This is a genomic window from Paraburkholderia ribeironis, from assembly GCF_900019265.1.
Taxonomy (GTDB): domain Bacteria; phylum Pseudomonadota; class Gammaproteobacteria; order Burkholderiales; family Burkholderiaceae; genus Paraburkholderia; species Paraburkholderia ribeironis.
In genome coordinates this window covers 195,121-216,280 of record NZ_CYGX02000047.1, presented here as the reverse complement: position 1 = coordinate 216,280, position 21,160 = coordinate 195,121, and the positions used below count along the sequence as shown (strand labels likewise).

The 21,160-nt window shown below is 64.2% G+C and carries 19 protein-coding genes; 18 read left to right on the top strand and 1 reads right to left on the bottom strand.

Going from position 1 to position 21,160, the window contains the following annotated elements:
* The 18 genes from coq7 (at position 1) to lpxC (ending at position 20,504) form a co-directional block, all read left to right on the top strand.
* Positions 1-639 (top strand): 2-polyprenyl-3-methyl-6-methoxy-1,4-benzoquinone monooxygenase, encoded by a 639-nt coding sequence (gene coq7 / locus BN2475_RS21840; protein ID WP_094781568.1) that lies wholly within the window; start codon positions 1-3, stop codon positions 637-639.
* Positions 640-1,060: 421 nt separating this feature from the next.
* A complete protein-coding gene (gene mraZ / locus BN2475_RS21835; protein ID WP_094781567.1) occupies positions 1,061-1,489 on the top strand; it encodes a division/cell wall cluster transcriptional repressor MraZ in 429 nt (142 codons plus the stop codon).
* A gap of 15 nt (positions 1,490-1,504) precedes the next feature.
* Positions 1,505-2,458 (top strand): 16S rRNA (cytosine(1402)-N(4))-methyltransferase RsmH, encoded by a 954-nt coding sequence (rsmH, locus tag BN2475_RS21830; protein WP_094781566.1) that lies wholly within the window; start codon positions 1,505-1,507, stop codon positions 2,456-2,458.
* Positions 2,455-2,805 carry a cell division protein FtsL gene (gene ftsL, locus BN2475_RS21825; protein WP_094781565.1) on the top strand — a complete coding sequence of 117 codons (351 nt, stop codon included), beginning with the start codon at positions 2,455-2,457 and terminating at the stop codon, positions 2,803-2,805. Before rsmH ends, ftsL begins: the two co-directional genes overlap by 4 nt.
* Positions 2,802-4,667 (top strand): peptidoglycan D,D-transpeptidase FtsI family protein, encoded by a 1,866-nt coding sequence (locus BN2475_RS21820; protein ID WP_094781564.1) that lies wholly within the window; start codon positions 2,802-2,804, stop codon positions 4,665-4,667. Before ftsL ends, BN2475_RS21820 begins: the two co-directional genes overlap by 4 nt.
* Entirely contained in the window at positions 4,664-6,223 is a 1,560-nt protein-coding gene (locus tag BN2475_RS21815) for a UDP-N-acetylmuramoyl-L-alanyl-D-glutamate--2,6-diaminopimelate ligase (RefSeq protein WP_094781563.1), read from the top strand. The genes BN2475_RS21820 and BN2475_RS21815 overlap by 4 nt, the downstream gene beginning before the upstream one ends.
* Positions 6,220-7,632, top strand: coding sequence for a UDP-N-acetylmuramoyl-tripeptide--D-alanyl-D-alanine ligase (locus BN2475_RS21810; RefSeq protein WP_094781562.1), 1,413 nt, complete (start codon positions 6,220-6,222; stop codon positions 7,630-7,632). Before BN2475_RS21815 ends, BN2475_RS21810 begins: the two co-directional genes overlap by 4 nt.
* A gap of 17 nt (positions 7,633-7,649) precedes the next feature.
* Complete coding sequence (gene mraY, locus BN2475_RS21805) at positions 7,650-8,819, top strand: phospho-N-acetylmuramoyl-pentapeptide-transferase (protein WP_094781561.1); 1,170 nt, start codon at positions 7,650-7,652, stop codon at positions 8,817-8,819.
* A 30-nt stretch (positions 8,820-8,849) separates the two neighbouring features.
* Complete coding sequence (gene murD / locus BN2475_RS21800; protein ID WP_094781560.1) at positions 8,850-10,403, top strand: UDP-N-acetylmuramoyl-L-alanine--D-glutamate ligase; 1,554 nt, start codon at positions 8,850-8,852, stop codon at positions 10,401-10,403.
* Positions 10,400-11,656: a putative lipid II flippase FtsW gene (gene ftsW, locus BN2475_RS21795; RefSeq protein WP_094781559.1), complete on the top strand. Its 1,257-nt coding sequence runs from the start codon at positions 10,400-10,402 to the stop codon at positions 11,654-11,656. The genes murD and ftsW overlap by 4 nt, the downstream gene beginning before the upstream one ends.
* Positions 11,653-12,783, top strand: coding sequence for an undecaprenyldiphospho-muramoylpentapeptide beta-N-acetylglucosaminyltransferase (gene murG / locus BN2475_RS21790; protein ID WP_094781558.1), 1,131 nt, complete (start codon positions 11,653-11,655; stop codon positions 12,781-12,783). Before ftsW ends, murG begins: the two co-directional genes overlap by 4 nt.
* Complete coding sequence (gene murC, locus BN2475_RS21785) at positions 12,780-14,183, top strand: UDP-N-acetylmuramate--L-alanine ligase (protein WP_094781557.1); 1,404 nt, start codon at positions 12,780-12,782, stop codon at positions 14,181-14,183. Before murG ends, murC begins: the two co-directional genes overlap by 4 nt.
* Before the next feature lies 1 nt (position 14,184).
* Positions 14,185-15,138 (top strand): D-alanine--D-alanine ligase, encoded by a 954-nt coding sequence (locus BN2475_RS21780; protein ID WP_094781556.1) that lies wholly within the window; start codon positions 14,185-14,187, stop codon positions 15,136-15,138.
* A 24-nt stretch (positions 15,139-15,162) separates the two neighbouring features.
* Positions 15,163-15,915, top strand: coding sequence for a cell division protein FtsQ/DivIB (locus BN2475_RS21775; protein WP_094781555.1), 753 nt, complete (start codon positions 15,163-15,165; stop codon positions 15,913-15,915).
* A 27-nt stretch (positions 15,916-15,942) separates the two neighbouring features.
* Entirely contained in the window at positions 15,943-17,175 is a 1,233-nt protein-coding gene (gene ftsA, locus BN2475_RS21770) for a cell division protein FtsA (protein ID WP_007180311.1), read from the top strand.
* 144 nt (positions 17,176-17,319) lie between these two features.
* Complete coding sequence (ftsZ, locus tag BN2475_RS21765; RefSeq protein WP_094781554.1) at positions 17,320-18,522, top strand: cell division protein FtsZ; 1,203 nt, start codon at positions 17,320-17,322, stop codon at positions 18,520-18,522.
* A 250-nt stretch (positions 18,523-18,772) separates the two neighbouring features.
* Positions 18,773-19,276 carry a peroxiredoxin gene (locus tag BN2475_RS21760; RefSeq protein ID WP_094781553.1) on the top strand — a complete coding sequence of 168 codons (504 nt, stop codon included), beginning with the start codon at positions 18,773-18,775 and terminating at the stop codon, positions 19,274-19,276.
* A 310-nt stretch (positions 19,277-19,586) separates the two neighbouring features.
* Positions 19,587-20,504, top strand: coding sequence for a UDP-3-O-acyl-N-acetylglucosamine deacetylase (gene lpxC, locus BN2475_RS21755; RefSeq protein ID WP_094781552.1), 918 nt, complete (start codon positions 19,587-19,589; stop codon positions 20,502-20,504).
* 63 nt (positions 20,505-20,567) lie between these two features.
* Here lpxC and BN2475_RS21750 read toward each other — a convergent pair whose 3' ends face one another.
* The gene (locus BN2475_RS21750; protein WP_094781551.1) at positions 20,568-21,053 is read right to left on the bottom strand and encodes a DciA family protein; all 486 of its coding nucleotides are present in this window, start codon (positions 21,051-21,053) and stop codon (positions 20,568-20,570) included.
* Positions 21,054-21,160 lie beyond the last annotated feature (107 nt).

Sequence of the window (21,160 nt, the reverse complement as noted above, 5' to 3'; positions counted from 1 at the left end):
ATGTTTCTGGACGAGTTGATTTGCGAGTTTGATCGGGGTTTACGCTCAATGACCGGCGTGTCGCGGATGAGTCGTCCGTTGCCGGTTCCGCAGGAATCCGCGGCGACGGCGGAGGCACCCGAGCTCTCCGCGGCAGAGCGTGCGCACGCGGCGGGTCTGATGCGCGTGAACCACGTCGGCGAGGTGTGCGCACAGGCGCTCTACCAGGCTCAGAAACTCTCAACCCGCTCGCCTTCGTTACGTGCCGTCTTCGACCACGCGGCCACCGAGGAAGAAGATCACCTCGCGTGGACCGCCAAACGTCTCGAGGCGCTCGATTCGCGTCCGAGCCTGTTGAACCCGGTTTGGTACACCGGCGCATTGGCGATCGGTCTGCTGGCGGGGCGCATGGGTGACCGCGTCAGTCTCGGCTTCATGGCCGAAACCGAGCGCCAGGTGGAGCAGCATCTTGATAGCCATCTGGAACAGTTGCCTGCCGCTGACCGCGAGTCACGTGCGATCGTCGAGCAGATGCGGGCGGACGAAGTCAGGCATGGCAAGGCCGCCATCGATGCGGGTGGCATCGAGCTGCCGTTTCCCGCGCGTGCGCTGATGCGCGCGGTGTCGAAAGTAATGACTCGCACCGCGTATTACATATAAAGTCGAGACCACCGTTCAGGTCTTTCTCGACTGGGACGGCGCCTCGCGCGCCATCCGCTGCAAGCCCTTCGTAAAATCCCCGTAAGACCCGCTGAGACCTCCCGATTCCGCTTAACGATCTCTTTCATTCCGCGCTGTTCCCCTGCACTTTTCACGTATCACCTTCACAAGTTGCAGTAGTTCATTCATTTATAACGGTTTTCCGTTTTATGTCTGACGTGAAGGAGTCGCGCTAAGTCCTTGTTCTAACAAACAAAATTCCGCTCGAAAAGCGGTTATCTCCCTTGACCCCTGTTTAGCGTTCCTCTAAAGTGGGAGACAGTGTGAGAAAGTGTATTTTTGTGTGATCCAAGAGTCGGTTTGGGGTAGATTTTCACGAAGCGGGCAGCCGGCGCAAAGCGCCGCAAAAGGGGAGAGTGAAGTGTTCCAAGGGGCGTCGGCGCTGACGCTCGATGCGAAAGGGCGGATGTCGATCCCTTCTCGTTATCGGGATGCGCTGCAAACACAGGCAGAGGGCCGGGTGACGATCACCAAGCACCCGGACGGCTGCCTGTTGCTCTTTCCGCGCCCGGAATGGGAGGTTTTCCGCGAGAAGGTCGGCAATCTGCCGATGAACGCCGCCTGGTGGCGCCGCATTTTTCTCGGTAATGCAATGGATGTCGATATGGACGGCGCGGGCCGCGTGCTCGTGTCGCCGGAGTTGCGCATGGCTGGCGGGTTGGAAAAAGAAGTGACCTTGCTCGGCATGGGCCGTCACTTCGAGTTGTGGGATGCACAGACTTACGCCGCCAAGGAACAGGCGGCGATCGCCGAGGGCATGCCCGAGGCCTTAAAGAATTTCACGTTCTGATCGCGGGTTATAGATATGGCACCTGCGATGGGAAGCGAATTGCAGCATCGCACGGTGCTGCTGAACGAGGCGGTCGACGCGCTGGTGACGCGCGCTGACGGCGTGTATGTGGACGGCACCTTTGGCCGCGGCGGTCACAGCCGGCTGGTGCTGGAAAGGCTCAGCGAGTCGGGTCGTCTGATCGCGTTCGACAAGGACCCGCTGGCGATCGCCACCGCGCAGCAGATCACGGATCCGCGCTTTGGCATCGTGCATGAGAGTTTTGCTTCACTGCGCACCGCGCTTGCGGAGCGCGGCGTAGGACGGGTGTCGGGTGTGTTGCTGGATCTGGGTGTGTCGTCGCCGCAAGTCGACGATCCGGAGCGGGGCTTCAGCTTCCGCGCCGAAGGCCCGCTCGACATGCGGATGGACCCGACGCGCGGCGAGTCTGCCGCTGACTGGCTGGCGCGGGCCACGGTGCAGGAACTGACGGAGGTGATACGAGATTATGGGGAAGAACGGTTTGCTTTTCAGATTGCAAAGGCGCTTGTTGCTCGCCGGGCAGAGTCCGACCGTCTTGGGCCTCTCGTCAGCACGGGCGAGCTTGCCCAAATCGTGGCTAACGTCGTCAAAACCCGTGAGAAGGGCAAGGATCCGGCAACCCGCACCTTTCAGGCTATACGGATTCACATCAATCAAGAGCTTGCGGAGCTGCAAGTCGTTTTAGAAGCAGCGTTGTCGCTGTTGGAGCAAGGGGGGCGGCTGGTGGTCATCAGCTTTCATTCGCTCGAGGACCGGATCGTCAAGCGATTCATGCAGGCGCACGCCAGTACGCCTGCGGTCGATCGCCGTCTGCCGATTCGCGCCGTCGATCTGCCGAGCCCTCCGCTCAAGATCATCGGCCGTGTATTCGCGAGCGAGGCCGAAGTCGCCGCGAACCCGCGCGCCCGTTCTGCCGTCATGCGTGTGGCGGAGCGGATCGCGCCATGAATCGTCTCAACATCTTTCTGCTGATTATCGTGATGGGCTGCGCCTTGTCGGTTGTCAACGCGACCAATCAGCAGCGTCAGATCTTTATCCAGCTGCAGCGCGCGCAGTCGCAGGAGCGCCAGCTGCAGCAGGACTATTCGCAGCTTCAATATCAGCAGAGCGCGCTGTCGAAGACGTCGCGCATCGAGCAGACCGCCACCGACTCGCTGCGGATGCAATCCGTCACGACCGGACGCACGCAGTATCTGACGCTTGATCCGGGCGCCGCGAAGGCCGAGGATGCGCCGATCCCCACTTCGGGCCCGGCGTCGGCGCCGGCGGCTACCCGTCGCGGAGGCGTGCGATGAAAAAATCATCGGCTCGCAAGAGCGTCGCGTTTTCCGCCAATCCGATTCTGTCAGTGCGCCTGCCGATGTGGCGCTCGAAACTCGTGGTGTTCCTGCTGTTCATGGCGTTCGTCGCGCTCGCCGGGCGCGCGTTCTGGATTCAGGGGCCGGGCAACGCGTTCTATCAGAAGCAGGGCGAAATCCGCTATCAGCGCCGCCTCGAACTGCCGGCCACGCGCGGCAAGATTCTCGACCGCAACGGTCTCGTGCTCGCCACCAGTCTGCCGGTGCGCGCGATCTGGGCGATTCCCGAATCGGTGCCGGACGACCTCGGCGCCGACAAGCTGAATGCGCTCGGCAAACTGCTCGGCATGACCACCAAGGAGTTGCGCGCCAAGCTCTCCGAAGACAAGACCTTCGTCTACGTGAAGCGCCAGGTGCCGGTCGACGTCGCGGCAAAAGTCACCGCGCTGGATATCCCCGGCATCTACATGCGCGACGAGTACAAGCGTTTCTATCCGGAAGGCGAGATCACGGCTCACCTGATCGGCTTCACGAACGTCGAGGACGAAGGCCAGGAAGGCGTCGAGCTCGGCGACCAGAAGCTCTTGGCCGGCGTGTCGGGCAGCCGGCGCGTGATCAAGGACCGCATGGGCCACATCATCGAGGACGTGGACGAGCAGGTCGTGCCCCACAACGGCCGCGACGTCGATCTGTCGATCGACAGCAAGATCCAGTACATCGCGTACACGAACCTGAAAGCGGCCGTCGAAAAATTCAAGGCAAAGGCTGGCGCGGCGATGGTGATCGACGTGCGTACCGGCGAAGTGCTGGCGCTCGTCAACTACCCGACGTACAACCCGAACGACCGCTCGCACCTGACGGGCGACCAGTTGCGCAACCGCATCCTGACCGACACGTTCGAGCCGGGCTCGATCATGAAGCCGTTCACGGTGTCGCTCGCGCTCGATCTGCATCGCGTGACGCCGACTACACTGGTAGATACGGGGCCGGGCCGCTTTGTGCTCGACGGTGCGCCGATTACCGACGACAGTGCGTTCGGCGTGCTGACGGTCGGCGGCGTGATCCAGAAGTCGAGCAACATCGGCGCGACGAAGATCGCGATGCAACTCAAGCCCGAAGAGATGTGGAACATGTATACCAGCATCGGTCTCGGCCAGGCGCCGAAGGTCGGCTTTCCGGGCGCGGCGGCGGGCCGTCTGCGGCCGTGGAAGAGCTGGCGGCGCATCGAACAGGCCACCATGTCGTACGGCTATGGTCTGTCGGTGTCGCTATTCCAGTTGGGCCGCGCGTACACCGCGATCGCGCATGACGGCCAGATCATGCCGGTGTCGATTTTCCGCACGCCTGGCGAGCAGCCGGCCACGGGTCCGCAGATTTTCTCGCCGACCACCGCCCGCGAAGTGCGCGCAATGCTCGAAACCGTGACGGCGCCGGGCGGCACGTCGCCGGACGCAGCCGTGCCGGGCTACCGCGTCGGCGGCAAGAGCGGCACCGCGTACAAACACGGTGCCCACGGCTACGACCACTCCAAATATCGCGCGTCGTTCGTCGGCATGGCGCCGATGCCGAACCCACGCATCGTCGTGGCCGTGTCGGTCGACGAGCCGACGGCGGGCAGCCACTTCGGCGGTCAGGTGTCGGGTCCGGTGTTCTCGGGGATCGTCGGCGATACGCTGCGCTCGCTGAATGTGCCGCCGGATATGCCGGTCAAGCAGATGGTCGTATCGGACGAGTCGGCGCCTGCCGCGCAGGCCGCGCCGGCCACGCCGGCGGCGGTCAAGAAACTCGCCACCAGCGCGGGCGCGAAGAAAATGACGATTTCCGCCGACGCGAAAAGCCACCCCGGAGTCGTGCGATGAGCGTGCTGCGCAAGAATCATCCCGCGCACCGGCAGATCGCCGACGCCCTCGGCTGGCTGCACGCCCGCCTGCGGCCAGATGCGCATCTGCACGCCGACACGCGCTCGCTCGCAGCCGGTGACGCGTTCCTCGCCTACGCGGTGGAAGGTGCGGACAACCGTGCGTTCATCGACGGCGCGATTGAGCGTGGCGCGGCCGCGGTGCTGGTTCAGCCGGAAGGCTTCGGCGGCACGATCGATCCGTCCATCACACAGGCCGTACCGGCGTTGAACGAACTTGCCGGCTCGATCGCGAGCGGCTGGTATCACGATCCGAGCGACGCGATGCTGACGGTCGGCATCACCGGCACGAACGGCAAGACCTCGTGCAGCCAATGGATCTCGGCCGCGCTGACTGCGCTCGGCACGCGCTGCGCGATCATCGGCACGCTCGGCACCGGTTTGCCTGGCGAGCTCGTGAACACGGGATTCACGACGCCCGATGCGCCGCAACTGCAGCGCAGTCTCGCGCAATTGCGCGACGCGGGCGCGCAGGCGGTGGCGATGGAAGTGTCGTCGCACGCGCTGCATCAGGGACGCGTGAACGGCACGGCGTTCGATATCGCGGTGTTCACCAACCTCACGCAAGATCACCTCGACTATCACCGCACGTTCGCAGCCTATGAAACGGCCAAGGCGCGCCTGTTCGCGTGGCCGGAGCTGCGCGCGGCCGTGATCAATCGCGACGATGCCGCCGGCCGTCGCCTGCTAGCCAGCACGCGCGGCCGGGTGCGCACCATCGCGTACGGGCTCGACCCGGCGCCGCAAGCCGGGTCGCACGCGATGCCGCAAGCGGATGCGTTGCTGCTCGCGTCGAACGTGCGCGCGACGGCCACCGGCACCGCGTTTCATCTGAGCACGTCGGGCTGGGGCGACGCCGATGTCGAAGTGCAAACGCTCGGCGCGTTCAACGTCAGCAATCTGCTCGGCGTGCTTGGCGCATTGCTCGCCGCCGACGTGCCGTTCGACGCGGCGCTCGCCGAACTCGCGAAGCTCGAGTCGGTGAATGGCCGCATGCAACGTCTGGGCGGCCGCTTGCAGAACGACGAGCCGCTCGTCGTGATCGATTACGCGCACACGCCGGATGCGCTGCAAAAGACCCTCGAAGCGCTACGCCCGATGGCGGCTGCGCGCGGCGGCGAGCTGATCTGCATGTTCGGTTGCGGCGGCGACCGCGACGCCACCAAGCGTCCGCTGATGGGCGCGATCGCCGAGAGGCTCGCCGATGGCGTGGTCGTGACCAGTGACAACCCGCGCAGCGAAGATCCGCAGTCGATCATCGAGCAGATCGCCGCGGGCATGCAGGACGCGTCGAAGGCGCGCCGTGTCGAGGACCGCGCGAGCGCAATTCTGCAAGCGATCCGCGGCGCCGCGCGTGAAGATGTCATCGTGCTGGCCGGCAAGGGGCACGAAGCAACACAGGAAATCATGGGCAAGAAACGCGCTTTCTCCGATCAGGACCACGCTCGCCTCGCGCTCGCGGCACGCGCGACGCACGCACGCGGAGGTGGCGAATGAGCATGTTCACGCTACATGAAGCCGCCGCGCTGATCCCCGGCGCCAGCGTCGTCGGCGACGGCGGCGTCGGCTTCGCACGCGTGTCGACCGACAGCCGCAGCGCCGGCCCCGGCGATCTGTTCGTCGCGATCAAGGGCGAGCGTTTCGACGCGCACGACTTCCTGGCGGACGTCGCGGCGCGTCACGTCGCGGCCGCGCTCGTCACGCGCACGCCGGATGGCTGGCACGTGCCCGCGATTCGCGTGGCCGACACGCGCCTCGCGCTGGGCGCGCTCGCACGCGGCTGGCGTCGCAAGTTCAGCATGCCGCTCGTCGCCGTCACGGGCAGCAACGGCAAGACCACGGTCAAGGAAATGATCGCGTCGATTTTCGCCGCCGCAGTTGGCGACGAGGCGCGTCTCGCGACCGCGGGCAACTTCAACAACGACATCGGCCTGCCGCTCACGCTGTTCCGTCTGCACGCCGCGCATCGACTGGCGGTGGTCGAGCTCGGCATGAACCACCCGGGCGAAACCGAGCTGCTGGCGAAGCTCGCCGAGCCGACCGTTGCCGTCGTGAACAACGCGCAGCGCGAGCATCAGGAATTCATGGCGACTGTCGAAGCAGTCGCGCTCGAACACGCGAGCGTGATTCACGCGCTCTCTTCTGAAGGCGTCGCCGTGTTCCCCGCGGACGACGCTTACGCGAGCATCTGGCGCGTGGCCGCCACCGGCAACCGCATCATCGACTTCGCGCTGAACTGCGCCGAGCGCGTGACCGAGGCCGCAGTCAAAGGCACGTTCGACGGCAACCGCCTCGGCATCGACACGCCGCAAGGCCGGCTCGAAGTCACGCTGCAAGTGCTCGGCAATCACAACGCGCACAACGCGCTGGCCGCAACCGCAGCTGCCTTGGCAGCGGGCGTTTCGCTCGACGCGATCAAGCGCGGGCTCGAATCGTTCGGCGCAGTGAAGGGCCGCCTGCAAGTGAAGCAGGCGATGCTTGGCACGCTAGCCGGCGCAACCGTGATCGACGACACCTACAACGCGAATCCCGACTCGATGCGCGCCGCGATCGACGTGCTCGCGTCGCGGGCATCGCCACGCGTGCTGGTGATGGGCGACATGGGCGAAGTCGGCGACAACGGTCCGGCGTTTCACCGTGAAATCGGTGCGTACGCGAAAGAGCGCGGCATCGACGCGCTGTATGCGATGGGCGACGCATCGCGCGACGCCTGCAGCGCATACGGCGCCAAAGCGCAGCACGTCGCCGACGTCGGCACGTTGATCGCGCAATTGCAGCAGGCCGGTTTCGGCGCTGCTGCAACGCTTCTCGTGAAAGGCTCGCGCTTCATGCAAATGGAGCGCGTGGTGGACGCCGTTACGAGTCCACAACCCAACGCAGCGGGCAGCACGCCCGCTGCACATTGAAATAGAAGGACCGAAGCATGCTACTGGCGCTGGCGCAATGGCTGCAGAATGACGCAAGCTTCTTGCGCGTGTTCAGTTATCTGACTTTCCGTGCGGTGATGGCGACCATCACTGCGCTGCTGATCGGACTCATCTGTGGCCCGGCCGTGATTCGCAAGCTGACCGCGATGAAGGTCGGTCAGGCCGTCCGCAAGGACGGTCCGCAAACCCACCTCGTCAAATCCGGCACGCCCACCATGGGCGGCGTGCTGATTCTGCTCGGCATCGCAGTGGCCACGCTGCTGTGGGCCGACCTGACCAACCGCTTCATCTGGATCGTGATACTCGTCACGTTCGGCTTCGGCGTGATCGGCTGGGTCGACGATTACCGCAAGGTGGTCTACAAGGACCCGCGCGGAATGTCGTCGCGCGAAAAGTATTTCTGGCAATCGTTGATCGGGCTGTTCGCCGCGGTCTATCTGGCGTTCAGCGTGTCGGAAGCGAGCAACGTGCGTGTGTTCGACCTGTTCATGGCGTGGGTGCGCAGCGGCTTGTCGATGGGACTGCCGGCGAACGCCGACCTGATGCTGCCGTTCGTCAAGTCGATCAGCTATCCGCTCGGCGTGTGGGGCTTCATCGTGCTGACGTATCTGGTGATCGTCGGTGCGAGCAACGCGGTCAATCTCACCGACGGCCTCGACGGTCTCGTGATCATGCCGGTCGTGCTGGTCGGCGGATCGCTCGGCGTGTTCGCGTACGTGATGGGCAGCTCGGTCTACTCGAAGTACCTGCTGTTTCCGCATATTCCTGGCGCGGGCGAACTGTTGATCTTCTGTTCCGCGATGGGCGGCGCGGGCCTCGCGTTCCTCTGGTTCAACACGCACCCGGCGCAGATGTTCATGGGCGACGTCGGCGCGCTTGCGCTCGGCGGCGCGCTCGGCACGATCGCGGTGATCGTGCGTCAGGAAATCGTGCTGTTCATCATGGGCGGCATCTTTGTCGCCGAGACACTCTCCGTGATGCTGCAGGTCACGTGGTTCAAATACACCAAGCGCCGCTTCGGCGAAGGGCGGCGTCTCTTCAAGATGGCGCCGCTGCATCACCATTTCGAATTGACGGGCTGGAAGGAAACGCAGGTGGTCGTGCGCTTCTGGATCGTCACGCTGATGTTGTGTCTGTTCGGTTTGTCCACGCTCAAATTGCGTTAAGCAACAGTCGAAGTTAAGGGAAAGCAAGCGATGTTCGGCGAGAAGTTTCGGGATCGGCAAAAGCCGATGGTGCTCGTGCTGGGACTGGGTGAATCCGGTCTCGCAATGGCGCGCTGGTGCGCGCGGCACGGCTGTCGGCTGCGTGTGGCCGACACGCGCGAAGTGCCGCCGAACCTGTCCGCGCTGCAAGCGCACGGCATCGATGCCGAGTTCGTCGGCGGCCCGTTTGCGCCGGTGCTGCTCGAAGGCATCGAGCTGCTCGCGATCAGCCCGGGCCTGTCGCCGCTCGCCGCCGACCTGTTGCCGCTGATCACGGCGGCGCGCGAGCAGGGCATTCCCGTGTGGGGGGAACTCGAGTTCTTCTCGCAGGCGCTGGAGACGCTTGGCGAGGACGGCTATGCGCCGAAGGTGATCGCCATCACGGGCACCAACGGCAAGACCACGACAACGAGCCTCACCGGCCTGCTGTGCGAACGCGCCGGCAAGAAGGTCGCGGTGGCGGGCAATATCAGCCCGGCCCTGCTCGACAAGCTCACCGAAGCGATCGATCACACCGCGCTGCCCGACGTGTGGGTGCTCGAGCTGTCGAGCTTCCAGCTCGAAACAGCGCAGACGTTCGCGCCGGATGCCGCGGTGGTGCTGAACATCACACAGGATCATCTGGACTGGCACGGCGGCCTCGATGCCTACGCGGCCGCGAAGGGCCGCATCTTCGGTGCACAGACCGTGCGCGTGCTGAACCGCGACGACTCGCGCGTGATGACGCTCGCGACTTCCGGCGACGCGTCGGCGCACGCAGGTGGCGCGGACGTAGTCACCTTCGGCGTGACCGAACCGAAGAACGATGGCGACTATGGTCTGCTGCGCGATAACGGCATGCTCTGGCTGGTCGAAGCGTACGACCGTGACGCAAGCGACGAATCGAAGGGGACTTCCTTCGGAGCACCCACGCCGAAGCGCCGTCGCAAGCACGAAGCGGCGACGCCGCCGACCATCGCGTTGAAGCGCCTGATGCCCGCGGACGCGTTACGGATTCGCGGCCTGCACAACGCCGCGAACGCGCTGGCCGCCTATGCGCTCGCGCGTGCGATCGGTCTGCCGGGCGCACCGCTGCTGCACGGGCTGCGCGAATATCGCGGCGAGCCGCATCGCGTGGAGTTGATCGCGTCGATCGACGGCATCGACTACGTGGACGACAGCAAGGGCACCAATGTCGGCGCGACGGTTGCCGCGCTCGACGGTCTCGCGCAGCGCGCGGTGTTGATCGCCGGCGGCGATGGCAAGGGTCAGGATTTCGAACCGCTCGCTGCGCCGGTGATGCGCTGGTGCCGCGCGGTGATGCTGATCGGCCGCGACGCACCGCAGATTCGCACGGCGCTGGAACACACGGGCATCGCGCTGACCGATCACGCCACGCTCGAAGAAGCGACACGCGCCGCCGCCGCGCTAGCGCAGCCGGGCGACGCAGTACTGCTGTCGCCGGCGTGCGCGAGCTTCGACATGTTCAAGGGTTACGCGCACCGTGCCGCCGTGTTTCGCAGCACCGTGGAAGATATCGCGGCCGAACGGGGGACGATGATATGAGCTGGTCGGAGCGTTTCGGTTCGCGTCAGACCGGCGGCAATGCGGCCGGCGCGTCAGGTCGCGCGGGCGGCAGCGGACTCGCGAGCGCCGTCAACGGCGTGCGTCCGCTGCGCTCGCGGATGCTCGACTACGATCACTCGTTGCTGTGGGTCGTCGTCGCGCTGCTGGGGCTCGGCATCGTGATGGTGTATTCGGCGTCGATCGCCATGCCCGATTCGCCCAAGTACGCGTCGTACCGCGACTACGCGTTCCTCGTGCGCCAGACCATCTTCGTCGTGATGGGTGCGGTGGTCGGCGTCGTGTCGTTTCGCATTCCCATCTCGACGTGGGACAAGTACGCGCCGAAGCTCTTCCTGATCTCGCTCGTCGCGCTGGTGATCGTGCTGATCCCGCACGTCGGCAAGGGCGTGAACGGGGCGCGCCGCTGGATTCCGCTCGGCATCACGAACATGCAGCCGTCGGAAATCATGAAGCTCGCGGTGACGATCTACGCGGCGAACTACACGGTGCGCAAGCAGGAATACATGCACAGCTTCGCCAAAGGCTTTCTGCCGATGGCGGTGGCGGTCGGGCTCGTCGGCGCATTGCTGCTGCTCGAGCCGGACATGGGCGCGTTCATGGTGATCGCGGCGATCGCAATGGGCGTGCTGTTTCTCGGCGGCGTGAACGGCAAGCTGTTCGGCGGTTTGGTGGCCACCGCGGTAGGCACATTCACCCTGCTGGTGTGGGCGTCGCCATGGCGTCGCGAGCGGATCTTCGCGTACCTCGATCCGTGGGACGACCGCTACGCGCAGGGCAAGGCGTATCAGTTGACGCACTCGCTGATCGCGTTCGGGCGCGGCGAGTGGTTCGGCGTGGGCCTCGGCGGCAGCGTCGAGAAGCTCAACTATCTGCCGGAAGCGCATACCGACTTCATTCTCGCGGTGATCGGCGAGGAGCTCGGTTTCGTCGGCGTGCTGGCGGTGATCCTGATGTTCTACTGGATCGTGCGCCGGTCGTTCGAGATCGGCCGTCAGGCGCTCGCACTCGATCGCACGTTCGCGGGTCTCGTCGCGAAGGGCGTCGGTATCTGGTTCGGCGCGCAGACCTTCATCAACATGGGCGTGAACCTCGGGCTGCTGCCGACCAAAGGCCTGACCTTGCCGCTCGTCAGCTACGGGGGTTCGGGCATCTTGCTGAACTGTGTGGCGGTGGCGGTGTTGCTGCGCGTGGACTACGAGAATCGGGTACTGATGCGTGGAGGGAAGGTATGACCCTCACGCAGCAACGCACGCTGATGGTGATGGCCGGCGGCACCGGAGGACACGTGTTCCCTGGGCTCGCGGTCGCGCATCTGATGCAGGCGTGGGGTTGGAAGGTCGTGTGGCTTGGCAATCCCGCAGGCATGGAAGCGACGCTGGTGCCCAAGCACGGTATCGCGATGGAATACGTGCGCTTTGGCGGGCTGCGCGGCAAGGGCCTGAAAACCAAGCTGATGTTGCCGCTGAATTTGCTGCGCGCGTGCACGCAGAGCTTGAGCGTGCTGCGTCGCGTGAAGCCGGACGTCGTGCTCGGCATGGGTGGCTACATCACATTTCCGGCGGGTCTGATGACCGCGTTGAGCGGCCGGCCGCTGGTGTTGCATGAACAGAACTCGATCGCGGGTCTCGCCAACAAGGTGCTCGCGAAGCTCGCCAAACGCGTGCTGGTCGCCTTCCCGAATGCGCTGCCGCATGGCGAATGGACCGGCAACCCGATTCGTGAGGAACTTGCACGCGCGATTGCACCCAAAACACGCTACGCGCAACGCAGCGGTCCGTTGAACGTGCTGGTGGTGGGCGGCAGTCTCGGCGCGGCAGCTTTGAATGAAGTGGTGCCGCGCGCAGTGGCGCTGCTCGCGCCGAACGAACGTCCGCACGTCGTGCATCAGGCGGGCGCGAAGCATATCGAAGCGCTGCGCGAGAACTATGCGGCAGCGGGTCTGCAAGAGGGCGAGGGTGAGCAAACCGCGGTGGAACTCGTGCCGTTCATCGACGACATGACGAGCGCGTACGCGCAAGCGGATCTGGTGATTTGCCGCTCGGGCGCGATGACGGTGTCGGAGATTTCGGCGGTGGGCGTGGCGGCGTTGTTCGTGCCGTTCCCCTATGCGGTGGACGATCACCAAACCACTAATGCAGCGTTTCTCGCCGATAACGGCGCGGCGCTGGTCGTGCAGCAACGCGACCTGTCGGCGGAAAATCTCGCCGGCTGGTTGCGCAGCCAGACGCGCGAGACGCTCGCGGAAATGGCGGAGCGTTCGCGCTCGCTCGCGAAACCCGACGCAACGGAGCAGGTCGCACAGATCTGCGCAACCGTGGCGGGTTCGATTTCGGGCGCGAGCCCAGAAGGAAAGCAATGAAACACATCGTCAAACACATTCATTTTGTCGGCATCGGCGGTGTCGGCATGAGCGGCATCGCCGAGGTGCTCGTCAACCTCGGCTATCAGGTGAGCGGCTCGGACCTGTCGAGCAACGCGGTCACGGACCGCCTCGCCGCACTCGGCGCGCGTATCGCGATCGGTCACGCAGCGGAGAACATCGAAGGCGCCAACGCGGTGGTCGTGTCGACCGCGGTGCGCAGCGACAACCCGGAAGTGCTGGCCGCGCGTCATCGCCGCATTCCGATCGTGCCGCGCGCCGTGATGCTCGCGGAACTGATGCGCCTGAAGCAGGGCATTGCGATTGCCGGCACGCACGGCAAGACCACCACCACCTCGCTGGTGGCGAGCGTGCTGGCCGCTGGCGGACTCGACCCGACCTTCGTGATCGGCGGCCGTCTGATCAGCGCGGGCGCGAATGCGCGGCTCGGCACGGGCGACTTCATCGTCGCCGAAGCAGACGAGTCGGACGCGTCGTTCCTGAACCTGTTCCCGGTGATCGAAGTGATCACGAACATCGACGCCGATCACATGGATACCTACGGCCACGACTTCGCGCGGCTCAAGCAGGCGTTCATCGAATTCACGCACCGTCTGCCGTTCTACGGCATCGCGGTGCTGTGCGTCGACGATCCGAACGTGAAGGAGATCCTGCCGTTCGTATCGAAACCGATCATTCGCTACGGCTTCGCGGCGGACGCGCAGGTGCGCGCGGTCAATGTCGAAGCGCGCGGTGGCTGCATGCATTTCACCGCGATGCGTGAAGATGCGGCGCCGCTCGACATCGTGTTGAACCTGCCGGGCGAGCACAACGTGCAGAACGCGTTGGCCGCAATTGCAATTGCGACTGAACTTGAGGTGAAAGATGCCGATATCCAGCGAGCACTCGCGGATTTCAACGGCGTAGGCCGGCGCTTTCAGCGTTACGGCGAAGTGCCGGTCGTAACTGAAGGCGAGGTCACGGGCTCGTACACGCTGGTCGACGACTACGGTCATCACCCGGTCGAAATGGCGGCCACGGTGGCGGCGGCGCGCGGCGCATTCCCCGGCAGGCGTCTGGTGCTGGCGTTCCAGCCGCATCGCTTCACGCGCACGCGCGATTGTTTCGAAGATTTCGTGAAGGTGTTGTCGACCGTCGACGCGCTCGTGCTGACCGAAGTCTATTCGGCCGGCGAAGCGCCGATCGTCGCCGCCGATGGCCGCGCGTTGGCGCGTGCGCTGCGCGTGGCGGGCAAGGTCGAGCCGGTGTTCGTCGATACGGTGGATGAAATGCCGGACGCACTCTCGGCAGTGGTGCGCGACGGCGATGTGGTGATTACGATGGGCGCGGGTTCGATCGGCGGTGTGCCGGGTCGCCTCGTGCAGGAAACAAAGGTGTGAGATGAGCAGTATTAAATCCGAACAACTCGCCAAACGATTCGGCAAAGTGGCCGTGCTACTCGGTGGCAATTCCGCCGAGCGCGAGGTGTCGCTCAATTCCGGGCGTCTGGTCTTGCAAGGTCTGCGCGACGCCGGCATTGACGCATATCCGTTCGACCCGGCCGAGCGTCCGCTCGCCGCGTTGAAGGAAGAAGGATTCGTGCGCGCATTCAACGCGCTGCACGGCGGCTACGGCGAAAACGGCCAGATTCAGGGCGCGCTCGACTTCTACGGCATCCGCTACACGGGTAGCGGCGTGCTCGGTTCCGCGCTCGGTCTGGACAAGTTCCGCACCAAGCTCGTGTGGCAGCAACTCGGCATTCCGACGCCGCCGTTCGAAGCGGTGCTGCGTGGCGACGACTACGAAGCGCGTGCGAAAGAGATCGTCGCGAAGCTCGGCTTGCCGCTCTTCGTGAAGCCGGCAAGCGAGGGGTCGAGCGTCGCGGTGATCAAGGTGAAGAGCGCGGACGCGTTGCCGGCCGCACTGCTCGAAGCGATCAAGTTCGACGCGATCGTCGTGGTCGAGCAGAGCATCGAAGGTGGCGGCGAATACACCGCGTGCATCGCCGGCGATCTGGACCTGCCGGTGATCCGCATCGTGCCGGCCGGCGAGTTCTACGACTACCACGCGAAGTACATCGCCAACGACACGCAGTACCTGATCCCGTGCGGTCTGAGCGCCGACGAAGAAGTGCGTCTGAAAGCCCTGGCGCGTCGCGCGTTCGACGTGCTCGGCTGCACCGATTGGGGCCGCGCGGACTTCATGCTGGACGCAGAGGGCAAGCCGTACTTTCTGGAAGTGAACACGGCGCCTGGCATGACCGATCACTCGCTGCCGCCGAAAGCGGCACGCGCGGTGGGCATCAGCTATCAGGAACTGGTCGTCGCCGTGTTGGCGCTGACGCTGCAGGACTAACCGGGACGAGACAAAAGCAACACCATGTGGAACAACGTTCGCCAGCTCAATCTCGCCGCCAACGCATTGCATGCGTTGCTGGTGCTCGTGCTGCTGGCGGCGGGCGGTTACTGGCTGATCCAGCGCCCGAATTTCGCGTTGCGCGAGATCCAGATCGACGGCGATACCGAGCACATCAATTCGCCGACGGTGCGCGCCGGTGTAGTGGGGCGGTTGAAGGGCAACTTCTTTACGGTGGATCTCGACGTCGCGCGCCAGGCGTTCGAGCAGATGCCGTGGGTGCGTCATGCGAGCGTGCGGCGGGTCTGGCCGAATGCGCTGGCTGTCACGCTCGAAGAGTACAAACCACTGGGGACGTGGGGCAGCGATCAGCTGGTCAGCGTCGACGGCGAGCTGTTCACCGCGAATCAGGGCGAGCTCGAAGAGGATCTGCCCGCGTTCGATGGACCGGACGGCACGGCAAAAGAGGTGGTCGCGCGGTATCACGACTTTCAGAAGTGGTTTGCGTCGATCAACGCGACGCCCGAAGACGTGACGCTGTCGCCGCGTTACGCGTGGACGGTGAAGCTGTCGAACGGCACGCTGGTGGAACTTGGCCGCGAGCGCAATCAGGACACGCTGCTCGATCGCAGCAAGCGCCTGACTGCGGCCTGGAACGCGGTGACGCAACGTTGGGGAAAGGATATCGAGTATGCGGACTTGCGCTATCCGAACGGTTTCGCGATTCGTGCCGCTGGCATGCGCTTTATCAGCGAACCCGACAAGGGCAAGAAGTAAACGGACATCACACGCAATGAGCACGCTATGAGTAAAGACTATAAAGATCTGCTGGTCGCCCTCGACATCGGGACGTCGAAGGTCGTGGCTATCGTCGCCGAGTTGAAGGGCGAAGGTCACTACGAGGTGATCGGCCTCGGCCAGAGCGAATCGAAGGGGCTCAAGAAAGGCGTGGTGGTGAATATCGAAGCCACCGTGCAGTCCATTCAGCGCGCGCTCGAAGAAGCCGAGTTGATGGCCGATTGCAAGATCACGAACGTGTTCACCGGAATCGCCGGCAGCCATATCCGCAGCTTCAATTCGAGCGGCATGGTGGCGATCAAGGAGAAGGAAGTCACGCAGACCGACGTGGCGCGCGTGATCGAAACGGCGAAGGCGATCAACATCCCGACCGATCAGCAGGTGCTGCACATCCTCACGCAGGAATTCATCATCGACGGCCAGGAAGATGTGCGCGAGCCGATCGGGATGAGCGGCATCCGCCTCGAAGTGAAGGTGCATATCGTCACCGGCGCGGTGAGCGCGGCGCAGAACATCGTCAAGTGCGTGCGCCGCTGCGGACTCGAAGTGAACGATCTGATCCTGCAACCGCTCGCGTCATCGCTCGCGGTGCTGACGGAAGACGAAAAGGAACTCGGCGTGGTGCTGGTCGATATCGGCGGCGGCACGACTGATATTGCGATTTTCAGCGAAGGCGCGATTCGCCATACGGCAGTGATTCCGATCGCCGGCGACCAGATCACGAGCGACATCGCGATGGCGTTGCGCACACCGACACCGGACGCCGAGGACATCAAGGTGGATTACGGCATCGCCAAGCAGGCGCTGGCCGACCCGGACGAGATGATCGAAGTGCCGGGTCTCGGCGAGCGCGGGCCGCGCACGCTGTCGCGCCAGGCGCTGGCGGCGGTGGTCGAGCCGCGTGTCGAAGAACTGTTTTCGCTCGTGCAGCAGGTGGTGCGCGAGTCGGGTTACGAGGAACTGCTGAGCTCCGGCGTGGTGCTGACCGGCGGCGCGTCGATGATGCTCGGCATGGTGGAACTGGGTGAAGACATTTTCCTCAAGCCGGTGCGCATCGGTGTGCCGGAGTACGCGGGCGGTCTCGCCGACGTCGTGCGCAATCCGCGCTATTCGACGGCGATGGGCCTGCTCGTCGAAGGACGCTCGCAACGCATGCGCGGCCGCAAGGTCGCGGTGCAGTCGGGGTCGATGGGACAGGTCTTCACGCGCATGAAGGACTGGTTCCTCGGCAACTTCTGACGCATTGGCTTTGCAGTACGGGTCTCGAAGCGGGTTTGAAAAAATTCGCGCTGGTGCCGGCGGCCGGCGCGCGACAGGGGGTTGCCCGATCACCTGCCGAATAACGGCCGAGTGGCTGTAACTTTTTATCTTGACGGAGGCAACATGGAATTCCAGATGCTGGAAACCGAAACGAACGGCACCATCATCAAGGTGGTCGGAGTAGGTGGCGCTGGCGGCAATGCCGTTCAGCACATGATCAACAAAGGCGTGCAAGGCGTCGACTTCATCGTGATGAACACCGACGCGCAGGCGCTGTCACGTTCGCGCGCCACCGCGGTGATCCAGCTCGGCAATACGGGTCTGGGCGCGGGTGCCAAGCCGGAAATGGGCCGCGCCGCAGCCGAAGAAGCGCGTGAGCGCATCGCCGACGCACTGCGCGGCGCGCACATGGTCTTCATCACCGCCGGCATGGGCGGCGGCACCGGCACGGGCGCAGCACCCGTGGTCGCGCAGATCGCCAAGGAAATGGGCATCCTGACCGTTGGCGTGGTCAGCAAGCCGTTCGAATTCGAAGGCGGCAAGCGGATGCGCGTCGCTGAAGCTGGTTCGCAGCAACTGGAGGATCACGTCGACTCGCTGATCGTCGTTCTGAACGACAAGCTGTTCGAGGTGATGGGCGATGACGCCGAGATGGACAAGTGCTTCCAGTGCGCAGACGACGTTCTGAACAACGCTGTTGCCGGCATCGCGGAAATCATCAACGTCGACGGTCTGGTGAACGTCGACTTCGAAGACGTGAAGACGGTGATGGGCGAGCAGGGCAAGGCGATGATGGGCACGGCGACGGTCGCCGGCGTCGATCGCGCACGCCTCGCTGCGGAGCAGGCTGTCGCCAGCCCGCTGCTGGAAGGTGTGGATCTGTCGGGCGCGCGTGGCGTGCTGGTCAACATCACGTCGAGCCGTTCGCTGCGTCTGTCGGAAACGCGCGAAGTGATGAACACCATCAAGAGCTATGCAGCGGAAGACGCGACCGTGATTTTCGGCGCGGTGTATGACGACGCCATGGGCGACGCGCTGCGCGTGACGGTCGTGGCAACGGGCCTGGGCCGTGCGGCGAAGAAGCAGCAGTCGGCACCGATGACGCTGTTGCGCACCGGCACCGACAACCAGCCGATCGGAGCGATGCAGCACGCGGCTTACGCACCATCGGCGGCGCACGCGAGCACGGCCGACTACGGCGCGCTGGACACGCCTGCGGTGTGGCGCACCTCGCGCGACACCGCGGCCTCGCACGTTCAGGCGCTGCAGGAAAAGGGCGTCGATACGTACGACATTCCGGCATTCCTGCGCAAGCAGGCGGACTGAGCGCACGAGCAGGCTTTCGATGCCGCGCTGTGTAAAGCAGCGCTGGCAAACGAATGCACGAGCGTGGCGGGTGAACGGCAAACAGGTCGCGTATCGTCTGATTCGCGGCAGGGACAACTGCCCTCTTCGGATTTGCCAAGCGGATGGGGCGACTGTCGCCGGTCGGTGCAGCCTACGGTGAGGCTCAACCGGATTTCACTGCGACACGACGACGTGCGAGTGTGCTTCGCATCGATGCAAAGGACTGAGCATGATTCAGGCAGGTGACAAGCTGCCCGACGCGACGCTCTTCGAGTTTGTCGAAGACGAGCGGGCGGGATGCACGATCGGGCCTAACAGCTTTGACGTGCGCGAGCAGACGGCGGGCAAGCGCGTGGTGATCTTCGGATTGCCGGGTGCGTTCACGCCGACCTGTTCGGCCAAACATGTACCGGGTTATGTCGAGCACGCCGAGCAGTTGCGCGCTGCGGGCATCGACGAGATCTGGTGCGTGTCCGTCAACGACGCGTTCGTAATGGGCGCGTGGGGACGCGATCAGCACGCCTCGGGCAAGGTGCGCATGATGGCGGACGGCAGTGCGGCTTTCACGCGGGCGCTCGGTCTGGAGCAGGATTTGTCGGCGCGCGGCATGGGAATCCGTTCCCAGCGCTACGCGATGGTGGTCGACGACGGCGTGGTCAAGACGTTGAACGTCGAGGCTGCCGGCAAATTCGAAGTCAGCGATGCAGGGAGTATTCTCGCCACGTTGAGCTAGTTGCGTTGGCGTCGCACTTTCGCCGCCGGGTCTGCGCGTTTTGCACGCGTGGCGCCAGGGCAACGGTGAACCAGACGCTTTTGTGACAGGCCGTTACGCGGGCCGATGACCGGAAACGCCTCCGTTCCGGAACATCGGCCCGTCACGCTTTCCTGACGGTGCCTGACGGTACCTGATGGTGCCGATTGGGTAATGCAGCGAAACAGATTGATACGTTCCGGGAAACGACGCTCCCCAGGGTAATGGAGTATAATCCGCGCTATGGAATAAAAAGTCCCGATTGGGATTTTTAATCGAATAGAAGATCACCATGTTGAAGCAGCGCACTATCAAATCGATCGTCAAGACAGTTGGCATCGGCCTGCACTCCGGCCGCAAAGTCAACCTGACGCTCCGTCCGGCGGCGCCGGACACTGGCATCGTGTTTTCGCGCGTGGATTTGCCCACGCCGGTGGACATTCCTGCGTCCGCGATGGCGATCGGCGATACGCGTCTGGCTTCTGTGTTGCAGAAAGACGGCGCGCGAGTGTCGACCGTCGAGCACCTGATGTCCGCCTGCGCCGGTCTTGGCATCGACAATCTTTATGTCGATGTCACCGCTGAAGAAATCCCGATCATGGATGGCAGCGCGGGTTCGTTCGTGTTTCTGATTCAATCGGCGGGCATCGAAGAGCAGAACGCGGCGAAGAAATTCATCAAGGTCACCAAGCCGGTCAAAATTCGCGACGGCGACAAGTTCGCGCGTCTCGATCCCTACTTCGGCTTCAGGCTCAAATTTACGATCGACTTCCGTCACCCGGCCGTGGACAAGACCGGTCAGGCGCTGGAAGTAGATTTTGCGAACACGTCGTACGTGCGGGAAATCGCGCGTGCCCGCACGTTCGGTTTTGCGCATGAGGTGGAAATGATGCGCGAACTGGGTCTGGCGCGCGGTGGCAGCATGGATAACGCGATCGTGCTCGATGAATACCGCATTCTGAACAACGACGGCCTGCGTTACGACGACGAGTTCGTGAAGCACAAGATGCTCGACGCGATCGGCGACCTGTATGTGGTCGGCCATCCGTTGCTGGCCTCGTACACGGCGTACAAGTCGGGTCACGGGCTGAACAACGCGCTGCTGCGCGAGCTGCTGGCGCACGAAGATTCGTACGAAATCGTCACCTTCGACGACACGCAAAAGGCCCCGCGCGGCTTTGCGTACGAAACGCAGACGGCTTTCGCCTGACGTCTCAGGCGGCGTTGCTGTAGCGAACGCATAAAAAACGGCCCACAGGGCCGTTTTTTTCGTTCAGCGATTGCGCCGATGCCGGGCCGCCATTTTCGCCAGCGCTTCCTGTAGCGGTGACGGCGCGAGCGACTGGCTCAGCGCGTGTAGCGCTTCGGCGCCAGCCGGCGTCATGCGTGCCTGCTTGACCGGCGGTGGCGCCTTGGCCGGCTGCGGCCGCACGCGGATTCTCAGCGCATTGACCGGCCAGCCGCGTTGCTGCAGATCCGACAGTAGCCGCGGCTCGAGATGCCGTAGCCGCGCCGCGAGCGCGTTGTGCGCGGCGAACAGGGCCAGTACCCCGTCCTTGATGAAGCCCGGTTCCACGCTGGTCGCCAGATATTCGGGCAGCAGCGCGCGCAGGTCCTTCTCCAGCGCCGCAATCTGCTCGACGCCCGCGCGCAGGGCCGCGAACGCGTCGGTGCGATCGAGCACCTCGGCAACGGGCTGAGGGCGCCGCGCGGTGAACTGCCTGGGCGGCGGCCTTGAAAAGGATGGAAAACGGCTCATGTTTGACGGTAACGGCGTGCTCGCACACTATGCGCGTTCACGCTGCGATTGTACCGTGCGGGATGCACGCGGGTCCGTCTCCGTGCGTACGTTCAGAGGTCGCCGCG